Origin of the sequence: Rathayibacter sp. Leaf296 (genome assembly GCF_001423045.1) — a bacterium.
Lineage (GTDB): Bacteria > Actinomycetota > Actinomycetes > Actinomycetales > Microbacteriaceae > Rathayibacter > Rathayibacter caricis.
In genome coordinates this window covers 1,571,712-1,590,373 of record NZ_LMNR01000001.1, presented here as the reverse complement: position 1 = coordinate 1,590,373, position 18,662 = coordinate 1,571,712, and the positions used below count along the sequence as shown (strand labels likewise).

Below are 18,662 nucleotides of genomic sequence, written 5' to 3'. Positions count from 1 at the left end.
CCGTACCGAAGTGGCATCTCGCGAGGAGCGTCAGGCGTGCGCCGGCTGGAGCGCCTCGATCGCGGCGCGGTACGCGTCGATCGAGCGCGGCTCCCCGGGCTCGGTGATGAAGGTGTCGCGGATGACGCCCTCCCGGTCGATGAGGAAGGTCGCGCGCGTCGCGTAGCCCTTGCTCTCGACGAAGACGCCGTACTGCTTCGCCACGTCGCCGTGCGGCCAGAAGTCCGACAGCAGCGTGAACTCGTAGCCCTGCTTCTCGCCCCAGGCGCGCAGCGTGTGCTTGGAGTCGACCGAGATGCCGATCACCTCGACGTCCGCGTGCTCGAAGAGCGACAGATTCTCGCGCAGAGCGCAGAACTCCCCCGTGCAGGTGCCCGAGAAGGCCAGGGGGAAGAAGACGAGGGCGACGTTGCGCCGCCCGTGGAAGTCGCCGAGCTGGATCCGCTCGCCGTACTGGTTGGCGAGTTCGAAGTCGGGAGCGAGCGTCAGCTTCTCGAGAGCCATCGGTCCGATGTCCTTCCGTGCGCACGAGATTCGCGCGAGCACGAGGGGCAATGCTAGACCCGCTTCGAGCCCCCACCAAGGGGGATCGGCGAACCGGGGACCGGAGCCGGCTCCCCCGATGGCCGCGGAGGGCCCTCCCGATGGTGGAACCCCACAGACCGCTGAACGCTTCCGTCGTGGATCGCCACAGTAGGCGGGAATCGCTAGGCTTGCCCAGGTGCCTGCGCGCAGCTCGTCATCCGTAGCACCCGCGCGTGGATCCGCACCGCTTCATGAGAATGATGTCTCGGGCACGATCTGCCCCCAGAGAGAGGTCGAGGGTGACTGTTAACGATCAGGACCCGTATTCCGTCGGTCACGTGGACTCGGACCCCGAGGAAACGTCGGAGTGGAACGAGTCGCTGGACGCGCTCGTGCAGGAGCGGGGTGCGGGTCGCGGACGCGACGTCGTGCTCAGTCTCCTCAAGCGCTCCAAGGAGCTGCACCTCGGTGTGCCGATGGTGCCGACCACGGACTACATCAACACCATCGCGCCCGAGAACGAGCCCGAGTTCCCCGGTGACGAGGACGTCGAGCGCCGCTACCGCGCCTGGATCCGGTGGAACGCCGCGATCCTCGTGCACCGCGCGCAGCGTCCCGGCATCGGCGTCGGCGGCCACATCTCGACGTACGCGTCGAGCGCGTCGCTCTACGAGGTCGGCTTCAACCACTTCTTCCGCGGCCAGGACCACCCCGGAGGAGGCGACCAGGTCTTCATCCAGGGTCACGCCTCGCCCGGTCCCTACGCCCGCGCCTACCTCGAGGGACGCCTGACCGAGCACCAGCTCGACGGCTTCCGCCAGGAGCGCTCGCACAGCGGCGGAGGGCTCTCGAGCTACCCGCACCCGCGCCTCATGCCGGAGTTCTGGCAGTTCCCGACCGTGTCGATGGGCCTCGGGCCGATCAACGCGATCTACCAGGCCCAGGCCAACAAGTACCTCACCAACCGCGGCATCAAGGACGCCTCCGACCAGCAGGTCTGGGCGTTCCTCGGCGACGGCGAGATGGACGAGGTCGAGTCGCGCGGTCAGCTCCAGGTCGCCGCGAACGACGGCCTCGACAACCTGAACTTCATCGTCAACTGCAACCTCCAGCGCCTCGACGGACCCGTCCGCGGCAACGGCAAGATCGTGCAGGAGCTCGAGTCGTACTTCCGCGGAGCCGGCTGGAACGTCATCAAGCTGATCTGGGGCCGCGAGTGGGACGACCTGCTCGCCCGCGACACCGAGGGCGCGCTGCTCGACCTCATGAACAAGACGCCCGACGGCGACTTCCAGACCTACAAGACGGAGGACGGCGCCTACGTCCGCGAGAACTTCTTCGGCCGCGACGAGCGGGCCAAGAAGCTGGTCGAGGACTACTCCGACGAGCAGATCTGGGGCCTTCGCCGAGGCGGCCACGACTACCGCAAGATCTACGCGGCCATGAAGGCCGCGACGGAGCACAAGGGCCAGCCCACCGTCATCCTCGCCCACACCATCAAGGGCTACGGTCTCGGCCGCAGCTTCGAGGGCCGCAACGCGACCCACCAGATGAAGAAGATGACGCTCGACAACCTGAAGGGCTTCCGCGACACCATGCGGATCCCGATCACGGATGCGCAGCTCGAGGAGAACCCCTACCTCCCGCCGTACTACCACCCCGGTCAGAACGACGAGGCGATCGAGTACCTGCAGGAGCGCCGTCGCGCGCTCGGTGGCTACCTGCCCGAGCGCCGCTCGAAGTACACGCAGCTCAACCTCCCGGACGACTCCGCGTACAAGATCGGCAAGAAGGGCTCCGGGACGCAGGAGATCGCCACCACCATGGCGTTCGTCCGCATCCTGAAGGACATCCTCCGCTCGAAGGACTTCGGCAACCGCGTCGTCCCGATCATCCCGGACGAGGCCCGCACCTTCGGCATGGACGCGTTCTTCCCGAACGCGAAGATCTACAACCCGCGCGGGCAGCACTACACCTCCGTCGACCGCGAGCTGCTGCTGGCGTACAAGGAGAGCCCCCAGGGTCAGATCCTGCACGTCGGCATCAACGAGGCGGGCGCCCTGGCGGCGTTCACCGCGGTCGGCACCTCGTACTCGACGCAGGGCGAGCCGCTCATCCCGGTCTACGTCTTCTACTCGATGTTCGGGTTCCAGCGCACCGGCGACGCGATCTGGGCGGCGGGCGACATGATGGCCCGCGGCTTCATGATCGGAGCGACCGCCGGCCGCACCACCCTGACCGGCGAGGGCCTGCAGCACGCGGACGGGCACTCCCCGATCCTCGCGGCCACCAACCCGGCCGTCGTGAGCTACGACCCGGCGTACGGCTACGAGATCGCGCACATCGTGCAGTCCGGTCTCGAGCGGATGTACGGCGGCAAGCACTCCGACCCGAACGTCATGTACTACCTCACGGTGTACAACGAGCCGATCGTGCAGCCCGCCGAGCCCGAGGACGTGGATGTGGACGGCATCGTCCGCGGCATCCACCGCGTGTCCTGGGGCCAGTGGGACGGCCCCAAGGCGCAGCTGCTCGCCAGCGGTGTCGCGGTGCCGTGGGCGATCGAGGCGCAGAAGCTCCTCGCGGAGGACTGGGGCGTCTCGGCCGACGTCTGGTCGGTCACCTCGTGGAACGAGCTGCGCCGCGACGGCATGAAGGCCGAGCAGCACAACTTCCTCCACCCCGAGGACGCTCAGCAAGTGCCGTACGTCACCGAGAAGCTCGCCGACGCGAAGGGCCCCTTCGTCGCCGTCTCGGACTTCTCGCACCAGGTGCCCGACCAGCTGCGCCAGTTCATCCCGGGCGACTTCGCAACGCTCGGAGCGGACGACTTCGGCTTCTCGGACACCCGCGCGGCCGCTCGTCGCCACTTCAAGATCGACGGCCCGTCCGTCGTGGTGCGCACGCTGCAGCTGCTCGCCAAGCGCGGCGAGGTCGACCCCTCGCTGTCGGTCCAGGCGATCGAGAAGTACCGGCTGCACGACGTGAACGCCGGCACCACCGGCAACGCGGGCGGCGAGAGCTGACGGACAAGTCGGTGCTCTCCTCCGACGCGTCGTCGTCGTCGACCACGCGAGGGTCTGCTCCCGCAGCCCCGGCCTCACGGCCGGGTGCTGCGCGCACCAAGGAGCAGACCCTCGCGTGGCTGCGCACCATCGCCGGTGAACTCGCGACGCAGACCATCAAGCGCCTCGACGACACGCTCCCCTGGTACGGAGCGATGCCTCCGGGTCGGCGCTCGGCCGTGGGCCTGGTCGCCCAGGCGGGCATCACGTCGTTCATCTCGTGGTTCGACGATCCGCAGGCGACCCCGTGGATCGCGGCCGACGTCTTCGGCGCGGCCCCTCGGGAGCTGCTGCGCTCGGTGTCGCTGACCCAGACGCTGCAGCTGATCAAGGTCACCGTCGAGGTGGTCGAGGACCGGGTGCGCAACGGCAGCGAGGACCTCCGCGAGGCGATCCTCCTCTACTCCCGCGAGGTCGCGTTCGCGGCGGCCGACGTCTACGCGCGCGCCGCCGAGGCGCGCGGACTCTGGGACGCGCGCCTCGAGGCCCTCGTCGTCGACTCGATCCTCACGGGCGAGGCCGACGACGAGCTGCCCAGCCGCATCGCCGCTCTCGGCTGGCACGGGCACGGCGAAGTCGCGGTCCTGGTCGGCACGGCGCCCAAGATGCTCGACGTCGACCAGCTGCGGCGCACCGCCCGGCACATGGACGCCGATGTGCTGATCGGCGTGCAGGGCAGCCGGCTCGTGCTGGTGATCGGCCGCGCCGAGCCGAGCGAGAACGCGACGGAGGAGACCGGTCCCCCGGTCGCGTTCCTCGAGATCGCGGAGGCGCTCGAGCCCGGCTTCGGCACCGGCCACCTGGTGCTCGGCCACGAGGTCCCGACGCTGGTCGAGGCCTCCCGCAGCGCCCGGGCCGCTCTCGCCGGCTTCGCGGTCGCCCGCTCCTGGCGGAACGCACCGCGCCCGGTCAGTGCCGACGACCTCCTGCCCGAGCGCGCCCTCGCCGGCGATCCGCTCGCCCGGCAGAGCCTCATCACCCAGATCTACAAGCCCCTGCAGAAGCACTCGACCGAGCTGCTCACCACGCTGTGGGCCTACCTCGACAACGGGCGCTCGCTCGAGGCGACCGCCCGGGAGCTGTTCGTGCACCCCAACACGGTCCGCTACCGGCTCAAGCGCGTCGCCGAGGTGATCGGCTGGGACGCGACGGGAGCCCGCGAGGCGCTCATCCTGCAGTCGGCGCTCATCCTCGGGTCGATGAGCGACCCCGACGGAGCAGTCCGCCGCCGTCCCGCGCGCAGCTGACCTCCGCTTCTTGTAGACCCGCCACAAGCTCTTTGTGGTTTCTCCGTACGAACAAGCGGCGCCGACAGCGGCGCGGATCGGAAGACTGGACACGTGATCGTCGTCGTCGCCCCGGGTCAGGGCTCCCAGACCCCCGGATTCCTCGCACCCTGGTTGGCCGTCCCGTCCGTCGCCGAGCAGGTGGCGGCCCACTCCGAAGCCGTCGGCATCGACCTCGCGGCGCACGGCACCGAGTCGGATGCGGACGCCATCCGCGACACGGCCGTCGCCCAGCCGCTCATCGTCTCCGCCGGACTCGTCAGCCTCGCCGCCCTCCTCGAGGGCGGACGCCGCGACCGGATCGCCGGCATCGCCGGCCACTCGGTGGGCGAGATCACCGCGGCCGCCGGAGCGGGAGTCCTCTCCGAGGCCGACGCCCTGGTCTTCGTCCGCGAGCGCGCCCGCGCCATGGCCGCGGCCGCCGCCGCGGAGCCGACCGCGATGAGCGCCGTCCTCGGCGGCGACGAGCAGGCGCTCCTCGCCCGCCTCGACGAGCTCGGCCTCGAGCCGGCCAACTACAACGGCGGCGGGCAGATCGTGGTCGCCGGAGCCGTCGACGCCCTGCAGGCTCTCAAGGACGAGCCGGTCGCCGGCACCCGCGTCATCCCCCTGCAGGTCGCCGGAGCGTTCCACACCCGCTACATGGCGCCCGCCCGCGACTCGCTCGCCGGGATCGCCACCGGCATCACCCCGGCCGACCCGACCCTGCGGCTGTGGACCAACCGCGACGGCTCGGTCGTCGAGTCCGGCCCGGCCTTCCTGGACCTCCTCGTGGGCCAGGTCGCGTCCCCGGTGCGCTGGGACCTCTGCATGGCGGCGTTCGCCGACGCCGGAGTCACCGGCCTCATCGAGCTCGCCCCGGCCGGCGCCCTGGTGGGCCTCGCCAAGCGCGGCCTCAAGGGGCTGCCGACCCTCGCGGTCAAGACCCCCGACGACCTCGACGCCGCCCGCGCCTTCATCGACGAGCACGCCGCCTAGCAGGAGAGACCCATGACGACCCCTTCCCTCACCCAGTCCAGCGGCACCGCCTACACCAGGATCCTCGGCATCGGAGCGGCGCGCGGCGACCGCGTCGTGCCGAACGACGACCTGATCGAGCCGATCAACTCCTCCGACGAGTGGATCCGCCAGCGCACCGGCATCATCGAGCGCCGCCGCGCCTCGACCGACGTGCAGGCGGTCGACCTCGCGACCACCGCCTCCCTCGAGGCGATCGAGAAGGCCGGCATCCGCCCCGACCAGATCGGCGTCGTCCTCGTCTCGACCATCAGCAACACGGTGCAGACCCCGTCGCTCGCGGCGCTGCTCGCCGACCGCATCGGAGCGAACCCCGCTCCGGCGTACGACATCTCGGCCGCCTGCGCCGGATACACGTACGGCATCGCCCAGGCCGACTCGTTCATCCGCTCGGGCCTCGCCGAGTACGTGCTCGTCGTCGGCGCCGAGAAGCTCTCGGACCTGGTCAGCCCCACCGACCGCAGCATCTCGTTCCTCCTGGGCGACGGCGCGGGAGCGGCGGTCGTCGGGCCGAGCGACTCGGCCGGCATCTCGAAGACCGTCTGGGGCTCGGACGGCTCCCGCTGGGACACCGTCGGCATGGACAACCCGATGCTCGCCTACCGCGAGGGCCGCGCCGAGTGGCCCACCCTCCGGCAGGACGGCCCCTCCGTCTTCCGCTGGGCCGTCTGGGACATGGCGAAGGTCGCGAAGCAGGCGCTGGCGGAGGCGGGCGTCGAGCCCTCGGACCTCGCCGCGTTCATCCCGCACCAGGCGAACATGCGCATCATCGACGAGTTCGCCAAGCAGCTCAAGCTGCCGGACACCGTGATGATCGCCCGCGACATCGAGACGACCGGCAACACCTCCGCCGCGTCCATCCCGCTGGCGACCCACCGCCTGCTCGAGGAGCACCCCGAGCTCAGCGGCGGACTCGCCCTGCAGATCGGGTTCGGCGCCGGACTCGTGTTCGGCGCGCAGGTCGTGGTGCTCCCTTAGGGGGCACCGCCCCACCCCTAAACTGACTCACGGTCACTCGACGACAACCCGAACCGAACCCCTCAAGGAGAGCACCATGGCACTGTCCACCGAAGAAGTCCTCGCCGGCCTGGCCGAGCTGGTCAACGACGAGACCGGCATCGCGACCGATTCCGTCGAGATGGACAAGTCGTTCACCGACGACCTCGACATCGACTCCATCTCGATGATGACCATCGTCGTCAACGCCGAGGAGAAGTTCGACGTGAAGATCCCGGACGACGAGGTCAAGAACCTCAAGACGGTGGGCGACGCGGTCACCTTCATCGTCAAGGCGTCCGAGTAGCACTTCCGCGCCCCTGAGGCGGACACCCCGGCCCGGCATCCGCCCGGCCGGGGTGCGCCCGGCACCCACCCCGTCACGGAACAGAGATCGTCGTCATGAGCACCAAGAAAATCGTCGTCACCGGCATCGGAGCCACCACGCCCCTCGGCGGGACCGCCCGGGACTCGTGGAACGCCCTCCTCGCGGGGGAGTCCGGCATCAGCACCATCGAGGCCGAGTGGGTCGCGAAGCACGAGCTGCCCGTGACGTTCGCCGGCCAGGCCAAGGTCCGTCCCGAGGACGTCCTGCCCCGTGCCGAGTTCAAGCGGCTCGATCCCTCCGCCCGTTTCGCCGTCATCTCCGCTCGCGAGGCCTGGGCCGACGCGGGCATCACCGACGTCGATCCGCTGCGCGTGGGCGTCGACTACTCCACCGGCATCGGCGGACTCTGGACGCTGCTCGACGCATGGGACACCCTGCGCGAGCGCGGACCCCGCCGCGTCCTGCCCATGACCATCCCGATGCTCATGCCCAACGCGGCCGCCGCGGCGATCAGCATGTCCATCCCCTCGCGCGCCTACGCCCGCACCGACGTCTCGGCCTGCGCCTCGAGCACCGAGGCCCTCGCGAACGCCTACGAGCACCTCCAGCGCGGCCTCGCCGACGTCGTCATCGCCGGCGGCACGGAGTCGGTCATCCACCCGCTCCCGCTCGCCGCCTTCGCCGCCATGCAGGCCCTCTCCCGCCGCAACGACGATCCCGCCACCGCCTCCCGCCCCTACGACGTGAGCCGCGACGGCTTCGTCATGGGCGAGGGAGCCGCCTCGCTCGTCCTCGAGACCGAGGAGCACGCACTGGCCCGCGGCGCCCGCATCTACGCCGAGCTCGCCGGCGGCGCGGTCACCAGCGACTCGTACCACATCACCGCCCCCGACCCCGAGGGCTCCGCCGCCGCCCGCGCGATGATCGCCGCCCTCGAGCAGGCCGGCGCCGACCCCATCGACGTCGTCCACGTCAACGCCCACGCGACCAGCACCCCGGTCGGCGACATCGCCGAGTACCGCGCCCTCGCCCGCGTGTTCGGCGACCACCTCCCGAACATCGCCGTGTCGGCGACGAAGGCCGCCACCGGCCACCTCCTCGGCGGCACCGGCGCCCTCGAGGCGATCTTCACCGTCCTCGCCCTCCACGAGCGCACCGCCCCGCCGACGATCAATCTCACCGAGCAGGACCCCCAGATCCCCCTCGACGTCGTCACCAGCCCCCGCGCCCTCGGCGACGGCCCCCTCGTCGCCCTCTCGAACTCCTTCGGGTTCGGGGGGCACAATGCTGTGGCCGCGTTCCGGTCGGTCTGACGGGGCTTCGCCCCGTAGACCGTCCGGAACGCGGGCTTCGCCGCGCGCAGCGCGGCGAAGGCGCGTCCGCTCCCTAGGGGGCTGAGTTCCCGGGGGCCGGTGCGGTGCGGCGACGGAGATCCGCTGGGACGCGGATCTTCGGATACGCCTTGCGGCGCTCGGGTGGGGTGCGCGCTGCCCTCCGGGCATCGGCGCGGTGCTCGCCCTGCCGGGCATCGGCACACAGTTCGCCCTACCGGGCATCGGCGCACAGTTCGCCCTACCGGGCATCGGCAGACAGCCCGCCCTACCGGGCATCGGCGCGGTGCTCACGCTTCCGCGCATCGGCGCTCAGCTCGCCTCATCGGGCATCGAGTACTTCTCGTTCGCCCTGCCAGACGGAGACGCACAGCTCCTCCGTCGGGCTTCAGTAACCGGGGTCGCCGAGAGGGCATCGACGCACTGCTCGCCGTGCCGGGCACCAGCACTCTCGCCGAATTCCGCCGATGGTGCCGCGGGCTCGCAGAACCGCGCCGGGCTCACAGGAACTCCGGCATCCGACGAGCCCGACCCGATCCGACGAGCCGAACCGTGGGGAAGATACCCCCAGGCACCTCCGACCGGCACTGCTTCTCCCGTCGAGCAGACAACCCGGTCAGAACGAACTCAACTGCTTTCCCGCAACCCGCGGCGGTCTCCGAACTCCTGGCGTCGTCTCCGACCCGCAGAATCACGCACTCGGCTCGCGGAAACACCCGATCCCAACGAACCCGACCGCTTGCCACGAGCCGAAGGTGCTGCCCCGAGCCGGATCCGACCGGTCGCATATCCCGAGCTCGCCTCCGCACCCCGATCGCCGAGCCCCGCAAGGCGTATCCGGCGATCCGCGTGCCAGCGGATCGCCGTCGCCGATCGCACCCCGCTCTGCGAAACGCGACCCCGTCGCGAAGCCGACCGCGCGACGCCGCACAGGGGGCGGCGTCGACATCGAGTCGGCGTCAGCCGACTCGATGCAGCCACACCACCGGCGCGAAGTCGCTCGCGTACCGGAACGGCTCGAGTTCGTCCTCCCACGCCTGGCCGAGGGCGAGGCGGAGTTCGCGGTGCAGCTCGATGGGGTCGGCGCCAGCGGTCTCCATCGCGGAGCGGACCCGATCCTCGGGGATGACGGTGTTGCCGACGCTGTCGGTCTGGGCGAAGAAGATCCCGAGGCCGGGGGTGTGCATCCAGCGGCCGCCGTCGACGCCGGGGGACGGCTCCTCGGTGACCTCGTAGCGGACGTCCTCCCAGCCGCGCAGAGCGGAGGCGATGCTCGCGCCGGTGCCGGGGGCACCCTCCCACGCGAACTCGGCGCGCTGCGTTCCGCGCAGGACCGGCTGATCGATCCACTCGAAGTTCACGGCACGACCGAGGGCGCGCCCGGCTCCCCACTCGAGGTGGGGGCAGAGCGCGCGAGGGGCGGAGTGCACGAAGAGCACACCCCGAGTCTGCTGCGCCACCATGCTGTCCTCCGTTCGTCCCGGTGCGTCTTCCCCAACGACCCGGACCACGTACGACTAGCGGTGCATTCTTCGATTGTGCGGTGGACGAGCCACCACGTCAGAGTATGCATCAGCCGTCCCGCGCCGACAAGGCGGCTCGCCGCGCCCGCCCGGGGCGCGTCCGGATCCCCTGCCTATACTCGGCATGTCCGGTGCCTGCTCCCGCTCGGGCCCGTCCGAGAGGAGTCCCGTGTCGGTCCGCGACGGTCTCCTGGCGCTCCTCACCCTCGGTCCCGCCTACGGTCTGCAGCTGCACTCCGAGCTCCTCGATCGCGCGGCGCACCGCCGCCGGGTGAACGTGGGTCAGATCTACTCGACGCTCGAGCGCCTGCGCGAGCGCGGTCTCGTCGTCCCGGCCGGAGCGACGGAGGACGGATTCCCTCTGCACGCACTGACCGACGGCGGACGGGCGGAGGCGTCCGCGTGGCTCCGAGGCGACGGCGCCTCGGCGCAGGAGGACTGGGACGACGTCCTCGACCGCATCCTGCTCGCGTCGACCCTCGAGGAGGCCGACCTCGACGCGGTCCTGGCCGCGTACTCGGTCGCTCTCCCGGAGGACGAGGAGCCGGTCGACGACCACCCGCAGCGCCGCCTCGCCGCCCGCGCCCTCCGGGTCCGCGACGACGCCCTGCGGAACCTGCTCGACGCGGCCCGCGAGGAGCTGTCCGGAGCGGAGGCGGCGGCGGGCGTGCGCGGCTTCACCCTCGAGCGTCCGCGCCGGGGCCGGAGAGCGGTGTCCCGGGACGAGACAGGCGAAGGGGCCGTCGCTTAGGCTGGAGTGCATGTCCCGCTCCCCTCTCGGCCTCCGCGTCGCCTCGCGCACGCGTCGACGCCTGATCGCGGCGGGTACCGGGACTCTCCTCGTCCTCTGCGCGTCCCTCGCCTCGCCGCTCACCGCGTCCGCCGCGTACGATCCGGCCGACTACCCGTCGTGGTCCGACGTCGAGGCCGCGAAGGACAGCGAGGGCGCGACGGCGGCCGAGGTCGACAGGATCACGGCCTTCCTGGCCGATCTCCGCGATCAGGCCGCTGAGCTGACCGACGCCGCAATCGCCCGGGCGTCCGAGGCCGACGCCGCTCGGACCGCCCTCGACGAAGCGGGTCAGCGCGTCACCGCGCTCGAGAGCCGCGCCGATGCGGCGCGCTCCGCCGCCGACGCCGCGAAGGAGCAGGCCGGTCGGCTCGCCGCCCAGCTCTACCGCACCGGCGGCACCGACGCCACGCTGAACCTCCTCGTCGGCGGTCAGGAGTCGGACGAGCTGCTGTACCGCATCGGCACGATGAGCCAGCTGACGCTCCAGACGAGCACTCTGCAGACGGCGGCCGAGACGAGCGAGAACGAGGCCGGCGCTCTCGCCGCCCAGGCCGAGAAGGCCCGGTCCGAGCGGGTCGCCCTCGCCGACGCGGCCGGCCGCGCCCTCGACGAGGCCGAGGCGGCGCAGGCGGCGGCCGACGCGAAGGTGGCCGAGCAGGAGCAGTACAGCTCGACGCTCTACGCCCAGCTCGCCGAGCTCAAGGACACGACCGCGGCGCTCGAGGAGCAGTACGCGACCGGGCAGCAGGAGAAGGCGGTCTTCGAGGACCAGCAGCGCCGCGCCAGGGAGGCCGCCCAGCAGGAGGCGAACCGCACCGCGCCGTCCGCCGGCTCGCGCCCCGTGGTCGCTGCTCCCGCCCCTGCCGCTCCCGGCGGCGGGCCGCTGCAGCTCGGGAACGACGACCCGACCGGAGCGCGCAACAGCTCCGCCGAGACCATCGCGGCACTCAGCACCTACGCCGGCCGCACCGACGGCCTGTCCCCCTCGCAGGCGCAGGCGTACGCACGGACGGTCCTCGGGAACTACGGCTGGGGCCAGGACCAGATGGACTCGTGCCTCGTCCCGCTCTGGAACGGCGAGTCCGGCTGGCGCTGGAACGCCCTGAACCGCTCCTCCGGCGCCTACGGGATCCCGCAGGCGCTGCCGGCGAGCAAGATGGCCTCGTCCGGGTCCGACTATCAGACCAGCGCGGCGACCCAGGTGAACTGGGGCCTCTCGTACATCAAGAGCTCGTACGGATCGCCCTGCAACGCCTGGGCGAAGTGGAACTCCCGCTCGCCGCACTGGTACTGATCCCGCGTCTCACTTCGCCTCGTCGTAGGCGTCGACCACCGCCACGGTCACGGGGAAGTCGATGTCCGCCCCGCCGAAGAGGGCTTGGCCCGCGCGAGCGGCCGACTCCCGGACGATCCCGGCGACCTGCTCGGCGACGTCCGCCGGTGCGTGCACGATCACCTCGTCGTGCAGGAAGTACACGAGGTGCGCCCGATCCAGGCCCGGGCCGCCGTCGCGCAGTCGGGCGCGCAGATCGCCCATCCAGCAGAGCGCCCACTCGGCGGCGGTGCCCTGCACGACGAAGTTCCGGGTGAAGCGGCCCCAGTCCCGCGCCCGCTGAGCGCTGCGCGCGTCGGGACTCTCGTCGTTCGCTCCGACCGCTCCCGGAGGGGAGCTGCGGCCGAGCCAGGTCGAGACGCTCTCGCCCCGCTCCCCCGCGCGGGCGGCGGCCTCGACGTGCGCGACGGAGCGCGGGTAGGCCCGGGTGAGCCGCGGCAGAAGGCTCCCCGCCTCCCCGCTGGTCGCTCCGTACATCGCACCGAGCATCGCGACCTTGGCCCGCGGACGGTCGGGGACGACTCCGGCGTCGACGATGCCCTGGTAGAGGTCGCGCCCGCGCCCGGCTGCGGCCATGGCGGAGTCCCCCGCCAGTGCGGCGAGGATCCGGGGCTCCAGCTGGGCGGCGTCGGCCACGACGAGCTTCCAGCCGTCGTCGGCGACCACGGCGGTGCGGATCTGCCGTGGCAGCTGCAGCGCGCCTCCGCCGGAGGTCGCCCAGCGGCCGGTGACCACGCCTCCCACGACGTACTCCGGCCGGAACCGGCCGCCGTGCACCCAGGCGTCGAGCCACGCCCAGCCGTTGGCGGTCAGCAGCCGCGAGAGCTTCTTGTACTCCAGGAGCGGAGGGATCACCGGGTGCTCGAGGGACTGGAGCTCCCACGAACGGGTCGACTCGACGGCCAGGCCGGCGCGACGGAGCGAGCGGATGAGGTCGGCGGGCGAGTCGGGGTTGAGCTCGGGTGCCGCCAGAGCCGAGCGGATGCGATCGGCCAGCGCCTCGAGACGGGCGGGGCGACCGCCGAAGACGGGCCGCGGACCGAGCGCCTCCGTCAGCACGCGGTCGTGCACGTCGGCGCGCCAGGGCAGGCCCGCGGCGGCGATCTCGCGCGCGATGAGCGCGCCGACCGACTCCGCCGCGAGGAGCAGGCGCAGTCGGCCCGGCTGCGAGGACGCCGTGACCGCCTCCTCCTGCCGGGCGAGCTCGACGACGGGGTCGAGCTCGGCGGGGTCGGCGTCGGCCTCCTCGAAGCCGACGAGCGTGTCGGCAGCGGCGGGCGCGACGGCGTCCGAGTCCCACGCGTCGCGGGGAGCCCGGGCGAGCGGCGAGCCCGCTGCGGCGACCGAGCGGCGGAGGATCGCGCGGCCGAGCCGCAGATCGTGGCACCGCGACACGCGGACGTCGGCATCGAGCAGCGCGGGATACCAGCGCGACGTGTCGTCCCACACCCAGCGCGGACGCCGGGACTCGTTCGCCCGGACGAACCGGGCGAGGTCCCCGGCGCCGCGACCGCTCCCCTCGGGCGACGACTCTCCCGTCTCGGCGACGGAGACGGCCCACCAGGCACCCGAGGGGGAACCGGCGAGGACGAGGAGCATCCGTCCATTCTCCTCCGGCGAGCGGACGTCCCCGGTGCCGGGACCGCTCATCCCTGACGCTGCGAGGCCGGGTAGCCGGGGAAGGGCTTCTCCTGCGCGGTCGGCGGCTGACGCTCCCAGAGCGCCTTCGCGATGGTCTCCATGTCGCGGGAGTAGCCGACGAGCGTCCGCTTCTCGGGCTCGGCCGCCCAGGTCACCGCACGGAACCATGTCTCGCGGTACGGGCCCGTCTCGATCCGGCGCACGAGTCCGATGCGGCCGGTGCGCACGGCGTCGACCATGACCCACTCGTCCGGGCCGCTGCTGCGCAGCATCTGCAGTGGACTCCACTCGATCATCGCGCCTCCCCGCCGTTCGCTCGTGGCCGTGGCGGGTGACTTCGCCGCGGCGTACACTCGCAGACTATCGAACACATGTTCGAACGGCCAACCGGCACCGGAGCATCCGGGCGGGTCGCCGACGAGGAGGAACGGGGCGCGAGGATGGCGGTGATCGACGAGACGGCGCTGGTCTCGACCGACGGCGAGGGCGTGCCGATCGCACTCGACTGGCGGGGCGGGCGCTACCGGGTGACCGACCGGCCGACGGTGTGGACCTGCACGAGCGCCTGGTGGGCACCGCTCGAGGGCTTCCGGCCCACCTTCGGACGACCGCCCGTGAGCATCGGGGGCTGGCGGTTCCAGGCCACCCACGTCGAGACGGGCGGATCGTTCGTCCTCGACGTCATCGCGTCGACGGAGCCGAGCTGGAGCGTCGTGCGGGTGTACGAGTGAGGCGCGACGGCGCCGGTGCTACTTGTCGGCCGACCAGGGCGCCACGGTCATGGCGATCAGGGCGGCAGTGCCCGAGACGAGGCCTGCGGCGGTGATACCTGCGATGACGAGCCAGAGCACGAGTTCCATACGACGAGTCTACCGAGCGCGTCGAGTCCTCCTTCCATCCCCCGGCTATGGAATACCGTCGGAGGAGTGACCGACGCCCCGACCCGTGCCAGCGTCGGACTGCGCTCCGAGCGCGGTCCGATCCTCCTCTCGCTGATGATCTCGACCGCGCTGGTCGCCCTCGACGCCACGATCCTCGCGACGGCCGTGCCGTCGATCGTCGACGACCTCGGCGGATTCGCCCAGTTCCCCTGGCTGTTCTCGATCTACCTGCTCGCGCAGGCCGTCTCGGTCCCCCTGTACGGCAAGCTCTCGGACGTGATCGGGCGCAAGCCCATCATGCTGATCGGCATCGGGCTGTTCCTCCTCGGCTCCCTGCTCTGCGGGCTGGCCTGGAGCATGCCGGCGCTGATCGCCTTCCGGGCCTTGCAGGGGCTCGGCGCGGGCGCGATCCAGCCCATGGGCATCACCATCGCGGGCGACATCTACACGGTCGCCGAGCGCGCGAAGACCCAGGGCTACCTGGCGAGCGTCTGGGGGATCTCCTCCGTCGTCGGGCCGACCCTCGGCGGTGTGCTGTCGGACCTCGGCGCCTGGCGCGGGATCTTCCTGATCAACATCCCGCTCTGCCTCCTCGCCGCGTTCCTCCTCATCCGGAGCTTCCGCGAGACGACCAGAGGCGAGCGGCAGCCGATCGACGTCGCCGGAGCGGCCGTCCTCGCCGTCGGCACCGCACTGCTGATCCTCGGCCTGCTCGAGGGAGGGACCGCCTGGCCGTGGCTCTCGCCGGCCGGGATCGGCGTGTTCGCGCTCTTGGCCCTCGCCTTCGCCGTGTTCGTCGCGATCGAGCGGCGCGCCGCCGCCCCTGTGCTGCCGCTCTGGGTGCTCAGCCGACGACTCCTGCTGTCGACGAGTCTCGCGTCCGCCGCGGTCGGCGCGATCACCCTCGGCGTCACGTCCTACTTCCCGACCTTCGCCCAGGGCGTGCTCGGCAGCTCGGCGCTCGGAGCGGGCTTCGCCGTGGCCGCGATGACGCTCGGCTGGCCCGTCGCGGCGAGCCTGTCGGGGCGCCTCTACCTCCGCATCGGCTTCCGCAGCACGGGGTTCATCGGGGCGGGGCTCGTCGTCGTCGGCACCGCGCTGACGATCCTCCTCGGCAGCACCTCGACGCTCTGGCAGATCGCGGGGTTCTGCGTGCTGATCGGTGCGGGCATGGGTCTCGTGGCGACTCCGACCCTCATCCGGGCGCAGTCCAGCGTCGAGTGGAGCGAGCGCGGCGTCGTGTCCTCGACCAACTTCTTCGCCCGCAACATCGGCAGCGCGGTCGCCGTCGCGGTCTTCGGGGCGATCGTCAACGCCGCGACCGGCGACGGCACTCCCGCCCCCGAGGATCTGGCCGCCGGGACGCGGTTCGTGTGCATCGCGCTCGCGGTCGTCGCTCTCGGCATGCTGATGGCGGTCGCGGCGATGCCGAAGGAGGGGCGTCCCGTCGCCGACTGATCAGTCGCGCGTGCGGTCGGCCCGTGCGGCAACGGCACGGCGCGACGCGGCGATCCGCTGCAGCCGCTCGATCCGGGAGCGACGGACCCGGTGCGTCCAGCGCAGCACGGGGTCGCCGAGACCCGGGTGCCGGCGGAGCGTGTGCAGCGCGCGGTCGAGGCGGCGCATCATGTCCCTCGCGGCGCCGAACGGCCGCGCCGAGATGCCGACCTCGAGGTGGCGGTCGAGCACGATGCGGTGGCGCACGCCGAGGTGCACGCTGATCTCGACGTCGTCGTGCACGTACGAGTCCTCGCGGTGCATCTCCTCCGCGATCTCCTGCCACGCGGAGCGGCGGATCGCGCAGTTCGACCCGAACAGCGGCCAGTGGGACAGGGCGGAGCCCATCAGGGCGAAGTACGCGTCCATGTAGACCACGCGGGCGAGCAGGCGCGGCACGGGGCTCAACTCGACGAAGCGGCCCGGGCCGGTCACCGCTCCGACCGTCGGATCGGCGAAGTGGCCGGAGAGCCGCGCGATCCAGTCCGGTCCCGGCTGCGAGTCGGCGTCCAGCCGGGCCAGCACATCACCCTCGGCGGCGTCGAAGCCGAACGCCGTGCTCGCGGGGATCCCGCTCCCGTCGTGCACGACGACCCGGGCGCCGAAGGCCCGGGCCACCTCGGCGCTGTCGTCGGTGCTGCCGTCGTCGACGACCACGACCTCGAGGGGGGCGAGGGTCTGCTCGGCGAGGAGGGCGAGCAGCCGCTCGAGGTGGCGGGCGTCGTCCTTGACGGGGACGACGACCGAGATGCGACGGTGTTCCATCCGCCCAGTCAACGCGATGCGAGGGGCCGGAGTGACCCTCCCACGCCGGACGCGCGTCTCGCGCTCGTGTCAAGCCGGTCCCGTCGGCCTCCTCCGGATGCTCGGATCGAGGTGACGACGACGAACCCACTCGGCATCAGGAGACGACATGACCCACGGACCTCGAGACTTCCAGCCGACGCGCGCCGTCGTGACGGCATCGGACTCCGGCATCGGCCGAGCGACGGCCGTCGCCCTGGCCCGGGCCGGGATGGACGTCGGCATCACCTGGCACAGCGACGAGGAGGGAGCGAACGGCACCGCGGAGGAGGTCCGCTCCCACGGCCGCCGCGCCGAGATCGCGCAGCTCGATGCGACAGAGCTCGACCGGGCGGGGGACGTGATCGACGATCTCGCCGAGCGCCTGGGCGGCCTCGACGTGTTCGTGAACAACGCGGGTGGCGGAGGCGGCGAGCCGTTCCTTGAGCAGAGCGTCGAGAGCTGGCGGAGCACGGTGGCGCTGAACCTCGACGGGGCCTTCGTCTGCCTGCAGCGTGCGGCGCGGCGGATGATGGACGCGGGCACCGGAGGACGGCTGATCGCTGTCACCAGCGTGCACGAGCACCAGCCCCGCGTCGGAGCCGGAGCGTACGTCGCGGCCAAGCACGGACTCGGCGGGCTGCTCAAGGTCGCCGCACTCGAGCTCGGGGCGCACGGGATCACCGTCAATGCCGTCGCTCCCGGCGAGATCGCGACCCCGATGAACGACGCGGACGACGTCGATCCCTTCACGATCGACCGTCCCGGCATCCCGCTCGGCCGTCCCGGCGACGCGCGCGAGATCGCCGCCGTCATCGCGTTCCTCGCCTCCCCCGGAGCCGCCTACGTCACCGGCTCCTCGTACGTGGTCGACGGCGGCATGCTGCAGATGGGCCCGCAGGCCGGCTCGCACCTGCTGCAGGACGACTGGCGCGAGGCCTGAGCGGCTCCCCGCGCCGCTCCCCCGACCGGTACTCTCGAAGAGGTGCTCCGGCGGGCGGAGCGCCGGGCTCGGGATGTAGGTGACGCGCGTGTGGTTCCGCCGTCGACGCCGACTCAAGATGCGGCCGTACGACCCCGATGAGAACCCCTCGCGCGAGCCGGTCTCGGTCGAGGAGGCCACCGAGGAGGGTCTGATGCTCGCCGAGTACGCGAGCCGGATGGCCGTGAAGAACCGCGTGCTGATGGACGGGCTCACCGCCGACGTCCCCTTCGACGTGGGCCACTACTCGCGGGCCGCCGCGCTCGAGCTGACGAAGCTCGCCGACGAGTCCGTGGCCGCGGCCGAGCGCCTGCGCGCGATCGCCGCCGAGGCGACCTCGGTGGGCGGTCGCTCCGACCACGTGCACGACTACCGCTCGGCCGACGTCGACAATCTCGACCACCGCGAGCGGCTCTCGATGGCGGTCGCCGACACCCTCCGCCGCCGTGCCGAGGACGACGAGTACCTCGCCGGACTCGTGGACGGAGCGCGGCAGGACGCCTGGCGCGAGCTCTCGCAGTCGATCGAGGAGACCCTCGACCGCGCACCGCGGATCGATCCGGACGACGAGGAGTACCGGCGCGACCGCTCCGTGCGGATGGCGCTGGTCGTCATCGACGACCTCGCCAAGCTCGCCCAGGACCGCGGCGTCGACCTCGAGCCCTGAGCCGGGCGCGCTTC

General features: G+C 71.8%; 17 protein-coding genes. 12 read left to right on the top strand and 5 right to left on the bottom strand.

The window, feature by feature from the left end; genetic code table 11:
- Positions 1–30 precede the first annotated feature (30 nt).
- On the bottom strand, positions 31–504 hold the full coding sequence (locus ASF46_RS07350; RefSeq protein ID WP_056866956.1) for a peroxiredoxin: 474 nt from the start codon (positions 502–504) through the stop codon (positions 31–33).
- 320 nt (positions 505–824) lie between these two features.
- On the opposite strand from ASF46_RS07350, the gene aceE reads away from it, so the two are divergent.
- The 6 genes from aceE (at position 825) to ASF46_RS07320 (ending at position 8,530) form a co-directional block, all read left to right on the top strand.
- Positions 825–3,551 carry a pyruvate dehydrogenase (acetyl-transferring), homodimeric type gene (gene aceE / locus ASF46_RS07345; protein WP_055792750.1) on the top strand — a complete coding sequence of 909 codons (2,727 nt, stop codon included), beginning with the start codon at positions 825–827 and terminating at the stop codon, positions 3,549–3,551.
- 119 nt (positions 3,552–3,670) lie between these two features.
- Positions 3,671–4,837, top strand: coding sequence for a PucR family transcriptional regulator (locus tag ASF46_RS07340; RefSeq protein WP_055793208.1), 1,167 nt, complete (start codon positions 3,671–3,673; stop codon positions 4,835–4,837).
- A 93-nt stretch (positions 4,838–4,930) separates the two neighbouring features.
- Entirely contained in the window at positions 4,931–5,854 is a 924-nt protein-coding gene (locus ASF46_RS07335) for an ACP S-malonyltransferase (protein WP_056866955.1), read from the top strand.
- 12 nt (positions 5,855–5,866) lie between these two features.
- The gene (locus ASF46_RS07330) at positions 5,867–6,871 is read left to right on the top strand and encodes a beta-ketoacyl-ACP synthase III (protein WP_056866954.1); all 1,005 of its coding nucleotides are present in this window, start codon (positions 5,867–5,869) and stop codon (positions 6,869–6,871) included.
- A 76-nt stretch (positions 6,872–6,947) separates the two neighbouring features.
- Positions 6,948–7,196 carry an acyl carrier protein gene (locus ASF46_RS07325; protein ID WP_055792757.1) on the top strand — a complete coding sequence of 83 codons (249 nt, stop codon included), beginning with the start codon at positions 6,948–6,950 and terminating at the stop codon, positions 7,194–7,196.
- A gap of 95 nt (positions 7,197–7,291) precedes the next feature.
- Complete coding sequence (locus tag ASF46_RS07320; protein WP_056866953.1) at positions 7,292–8,530, top strand: beta-ketoacyl-[acyl-carrier-protein] synthase family protein; 1,239 nt, start codon at positions 7,292–7,294, stop codon at positions 8,528–8,530.
- Between the two features lie 977 nt (positions 8,531–9,507).
- Here the strand turns inward: ASF46_RS07320 and ASF46_RS07315 are convergent.
- Positions 9,508–10,011: a DUF3145 domain-containing protein gene (locus ASF46_RS07315; RefSeq protein WP_056866952.1), complete on the bottom strand. Its 504-nt coding sequence runs from the start codon at positions 10,009–10,011 to the stop codon at positions 9,508–9,510.
- 229 nt (positions 10,012–10,240) lie between these two features.
- Between ASF46_RS07315 and ASF46_RS07310 the strand changes: the two genes are divergently transcribed.
- A complete protein-coding gene (locus ASF46_RS07310; protein ID WP_056866951.1) occupies positions 10,241–10,822 on the top strand; it encodes a PadR family transcriptional regulator in 582 nt (193 codons plus the stop codon).
- A 10-nt stretch (positions 10,823–10,832) separates the two neighbouring features.
- On the top strand, positions 10,833–12,158 hold the full coding sequence (locus ASF46_RS07305; protein WP_056866950.1) for a coiled-coil domain-containing protein: 1,326 nt from the start codon (positions 10,833–10,835) through the stop codon (positions 12,156–12,158).
- A 9-nt stretch (positions 12,159–12,167) separates the two neighbouring features.
- Here the strand turns inward: ASF46_RS07305 and ASF46_RS07300 are convergent, their stop codons facing one another.
- Entirely contained in the window at positions 12,168–13,796 is a 1,629-nt protein-coding gene (locus tag ASF46_RS07300; protein WP_082485299.1) for a bifunctional 3'-5' exonuclease/DNA polymerase, read from the bottom strand.
- Between the two features lie 47 nt (positions 13,797–13,843).
- Positions 13,844–14,134, bottom strand: a complete 291-nt coding sequence (locus ASF46_RS07295; protein WP_055792776.1) for a hypothetical protein — start codon at positions 14,132–14,134, stop codon at positions 13,844–13,846.
- 75 nt (positions 14,135–14,209) lie between these two features.
- Between ASF46_RS07295 and ASF46_RS07290 the strand changes: the two genes are divergently transcribed.
- Positions 14,210–14,569, top strand: a complete 360-nt coding sequence (locus ASF46_RS07290) for a hypothetical protein (protein WP_235576874.1) — start codon at positions 14,210–14,212, stop codon at positions 14,567–14,569.
- A 264-nt stretch (positions 14,570–14,833) separates the two neighbouring features.
- Entirely contained in the window at positions 14,834–16,177 is a 1,344-nt protein-coding gene (locus ASF46_RS07285; protein WP_082485405.1) for an MFS transporter, read from the top strand.
- On the opposite strand, the gene ASF46_RS07280 is transcribed toward ASF46_RS07285, so the two are convergent.
- Positions 16,178–16,981: a glycosyltransferase gene (locus ASF46_RS07280; RefSeq protein WP_082485298.1), complete on the bottom strand. Its 804-nt coding sequence runs from the start codon at positions 16,979–16,981 to the stop codon at positions 16,178–16,180. It abuts the gene before it with no gap.
- Between the two features lie 148 nt (positions 16,982–17,129).
- Between ASF46_RS07280 and ASF46_RS07275 the strand changes: the two genes are divergently transcribed.
- Positions 17,130–17,942 (top strand): SDR family oxidoreductase, encoded by an 813-nt coding sequence (locus ASF46_RS07275; protein WP_056866948.1) that lies wholly within the window; start codon positions 17,130–17,132, stop codon positions 17,940–17,942.
- Between the two features lie 79 nt (positions 17,943–18,021).
- Positions 18,022–18,648, top strand: a complete 627-nt coding sequence (locus tag ASF46_RS07270) for a hypothetical protein (RefSeq protein WP_157602299.1) — start codon at positions 18,022–18,024, stop codon at positions 18,646–18,648.
- The last annotated feature ends 14 nt before the right edge of the window (positions 18,649–18,662 follow it).

What these genes read in the sequence shown, in the direction of transcription:
- ASF46_RS07280 (WP_082485298.1), bottom strand. Translation starts at nt 16,981, where the DNA reads ATGGAACACCGTCGCATCTCGGTCGTCGTCCCCGTCAAGGACGACGCC.
- ASF46_RS07350 (WP_056866956.1), bottom strand. Translation starts at nt 504, where the DNA reads ATGGCTCTCGAGAAGCTGACGCTCGCTCCCGACTTCGAACTCGCCAAC.
- ASF46_RS07305 (WP_056866950.1), top strand. Translation starts at nt 10,833, where the DNA reads ATGTCCCGCTCCCCTCTCGGCCTCCGCGTCGCCTCGCGCACGCGTCGA.
- ASF46_RS07295 (WP_055792776.1), bottom strand. Translation starts at nt 14,134, where the DNA reads ATGATCGAGTGGAGTCCACTGCAGATGCTGCGCAGCAGCGGCCCGGAC.
- ASF46_RS07325 (WP_055792757.1), top strand. Translation starts at nt 6,948, where the DNA reads ATGGCACTGTCCACCGAAGAAGTCCTCGCCGGCCTGGCCGAGCTGGTC.
- ASF46_RS07300 (WP_082485299.1), bottom strand. Translation starts at nt 13,796, where the DNA reads ATGCTCCTCGTCCTCGCCGGTTCCCCCTCGGGTGCCTGGTGGGCCGTC.
- ASF46_RS07330 (WP_056866954.1), top strand. Translation starts at nt 5,867, where the DNA reads ATGACGACCCCTTCCCTCACCCAGTCCAGCGGCACCGCCTACACCAGG.
- ASF46_RS07285 (WP_082485405.1), top strand. Translation starts at nt 14,834, where the DNA reads ATGATCTCGACCGCGCTGGTCGCCCTCGACGCCACGATCCTCGCGACG.
- ASF46_RS07275 (WP_056866948.1), top strand. Translation starts at nt 17,130, where the DNA reads ATGACCCACGGACCTCGAGACTTCCAGCCGACGCGCGCCGTCGTGACG.
- ASF46_RS07290 (WP_235576874.1), top strand. Translation starts at nt 14,210, where the DNA reads ATGTTCGAACGGCCAACCGGCACCGGAGCATCCGGGCGGGTCGCCGAC.
- ASF46_RS07315 (WP_056866952.1), bottom strand. Translation starts at nt 10,011, where the DNA reads ATGGTGGCGCAGCAGACTCGGGGTGTGCTCTTCGTGCACTCCGCCCCT.
- ASF46_RS07320 (WP_056866953.1), top strand. Translation starts at nt 7,292, where the DNA reads ATGAGCACCAAGAAAATCGTCGTCACCGGCATCGGAGCCACCACGCCC.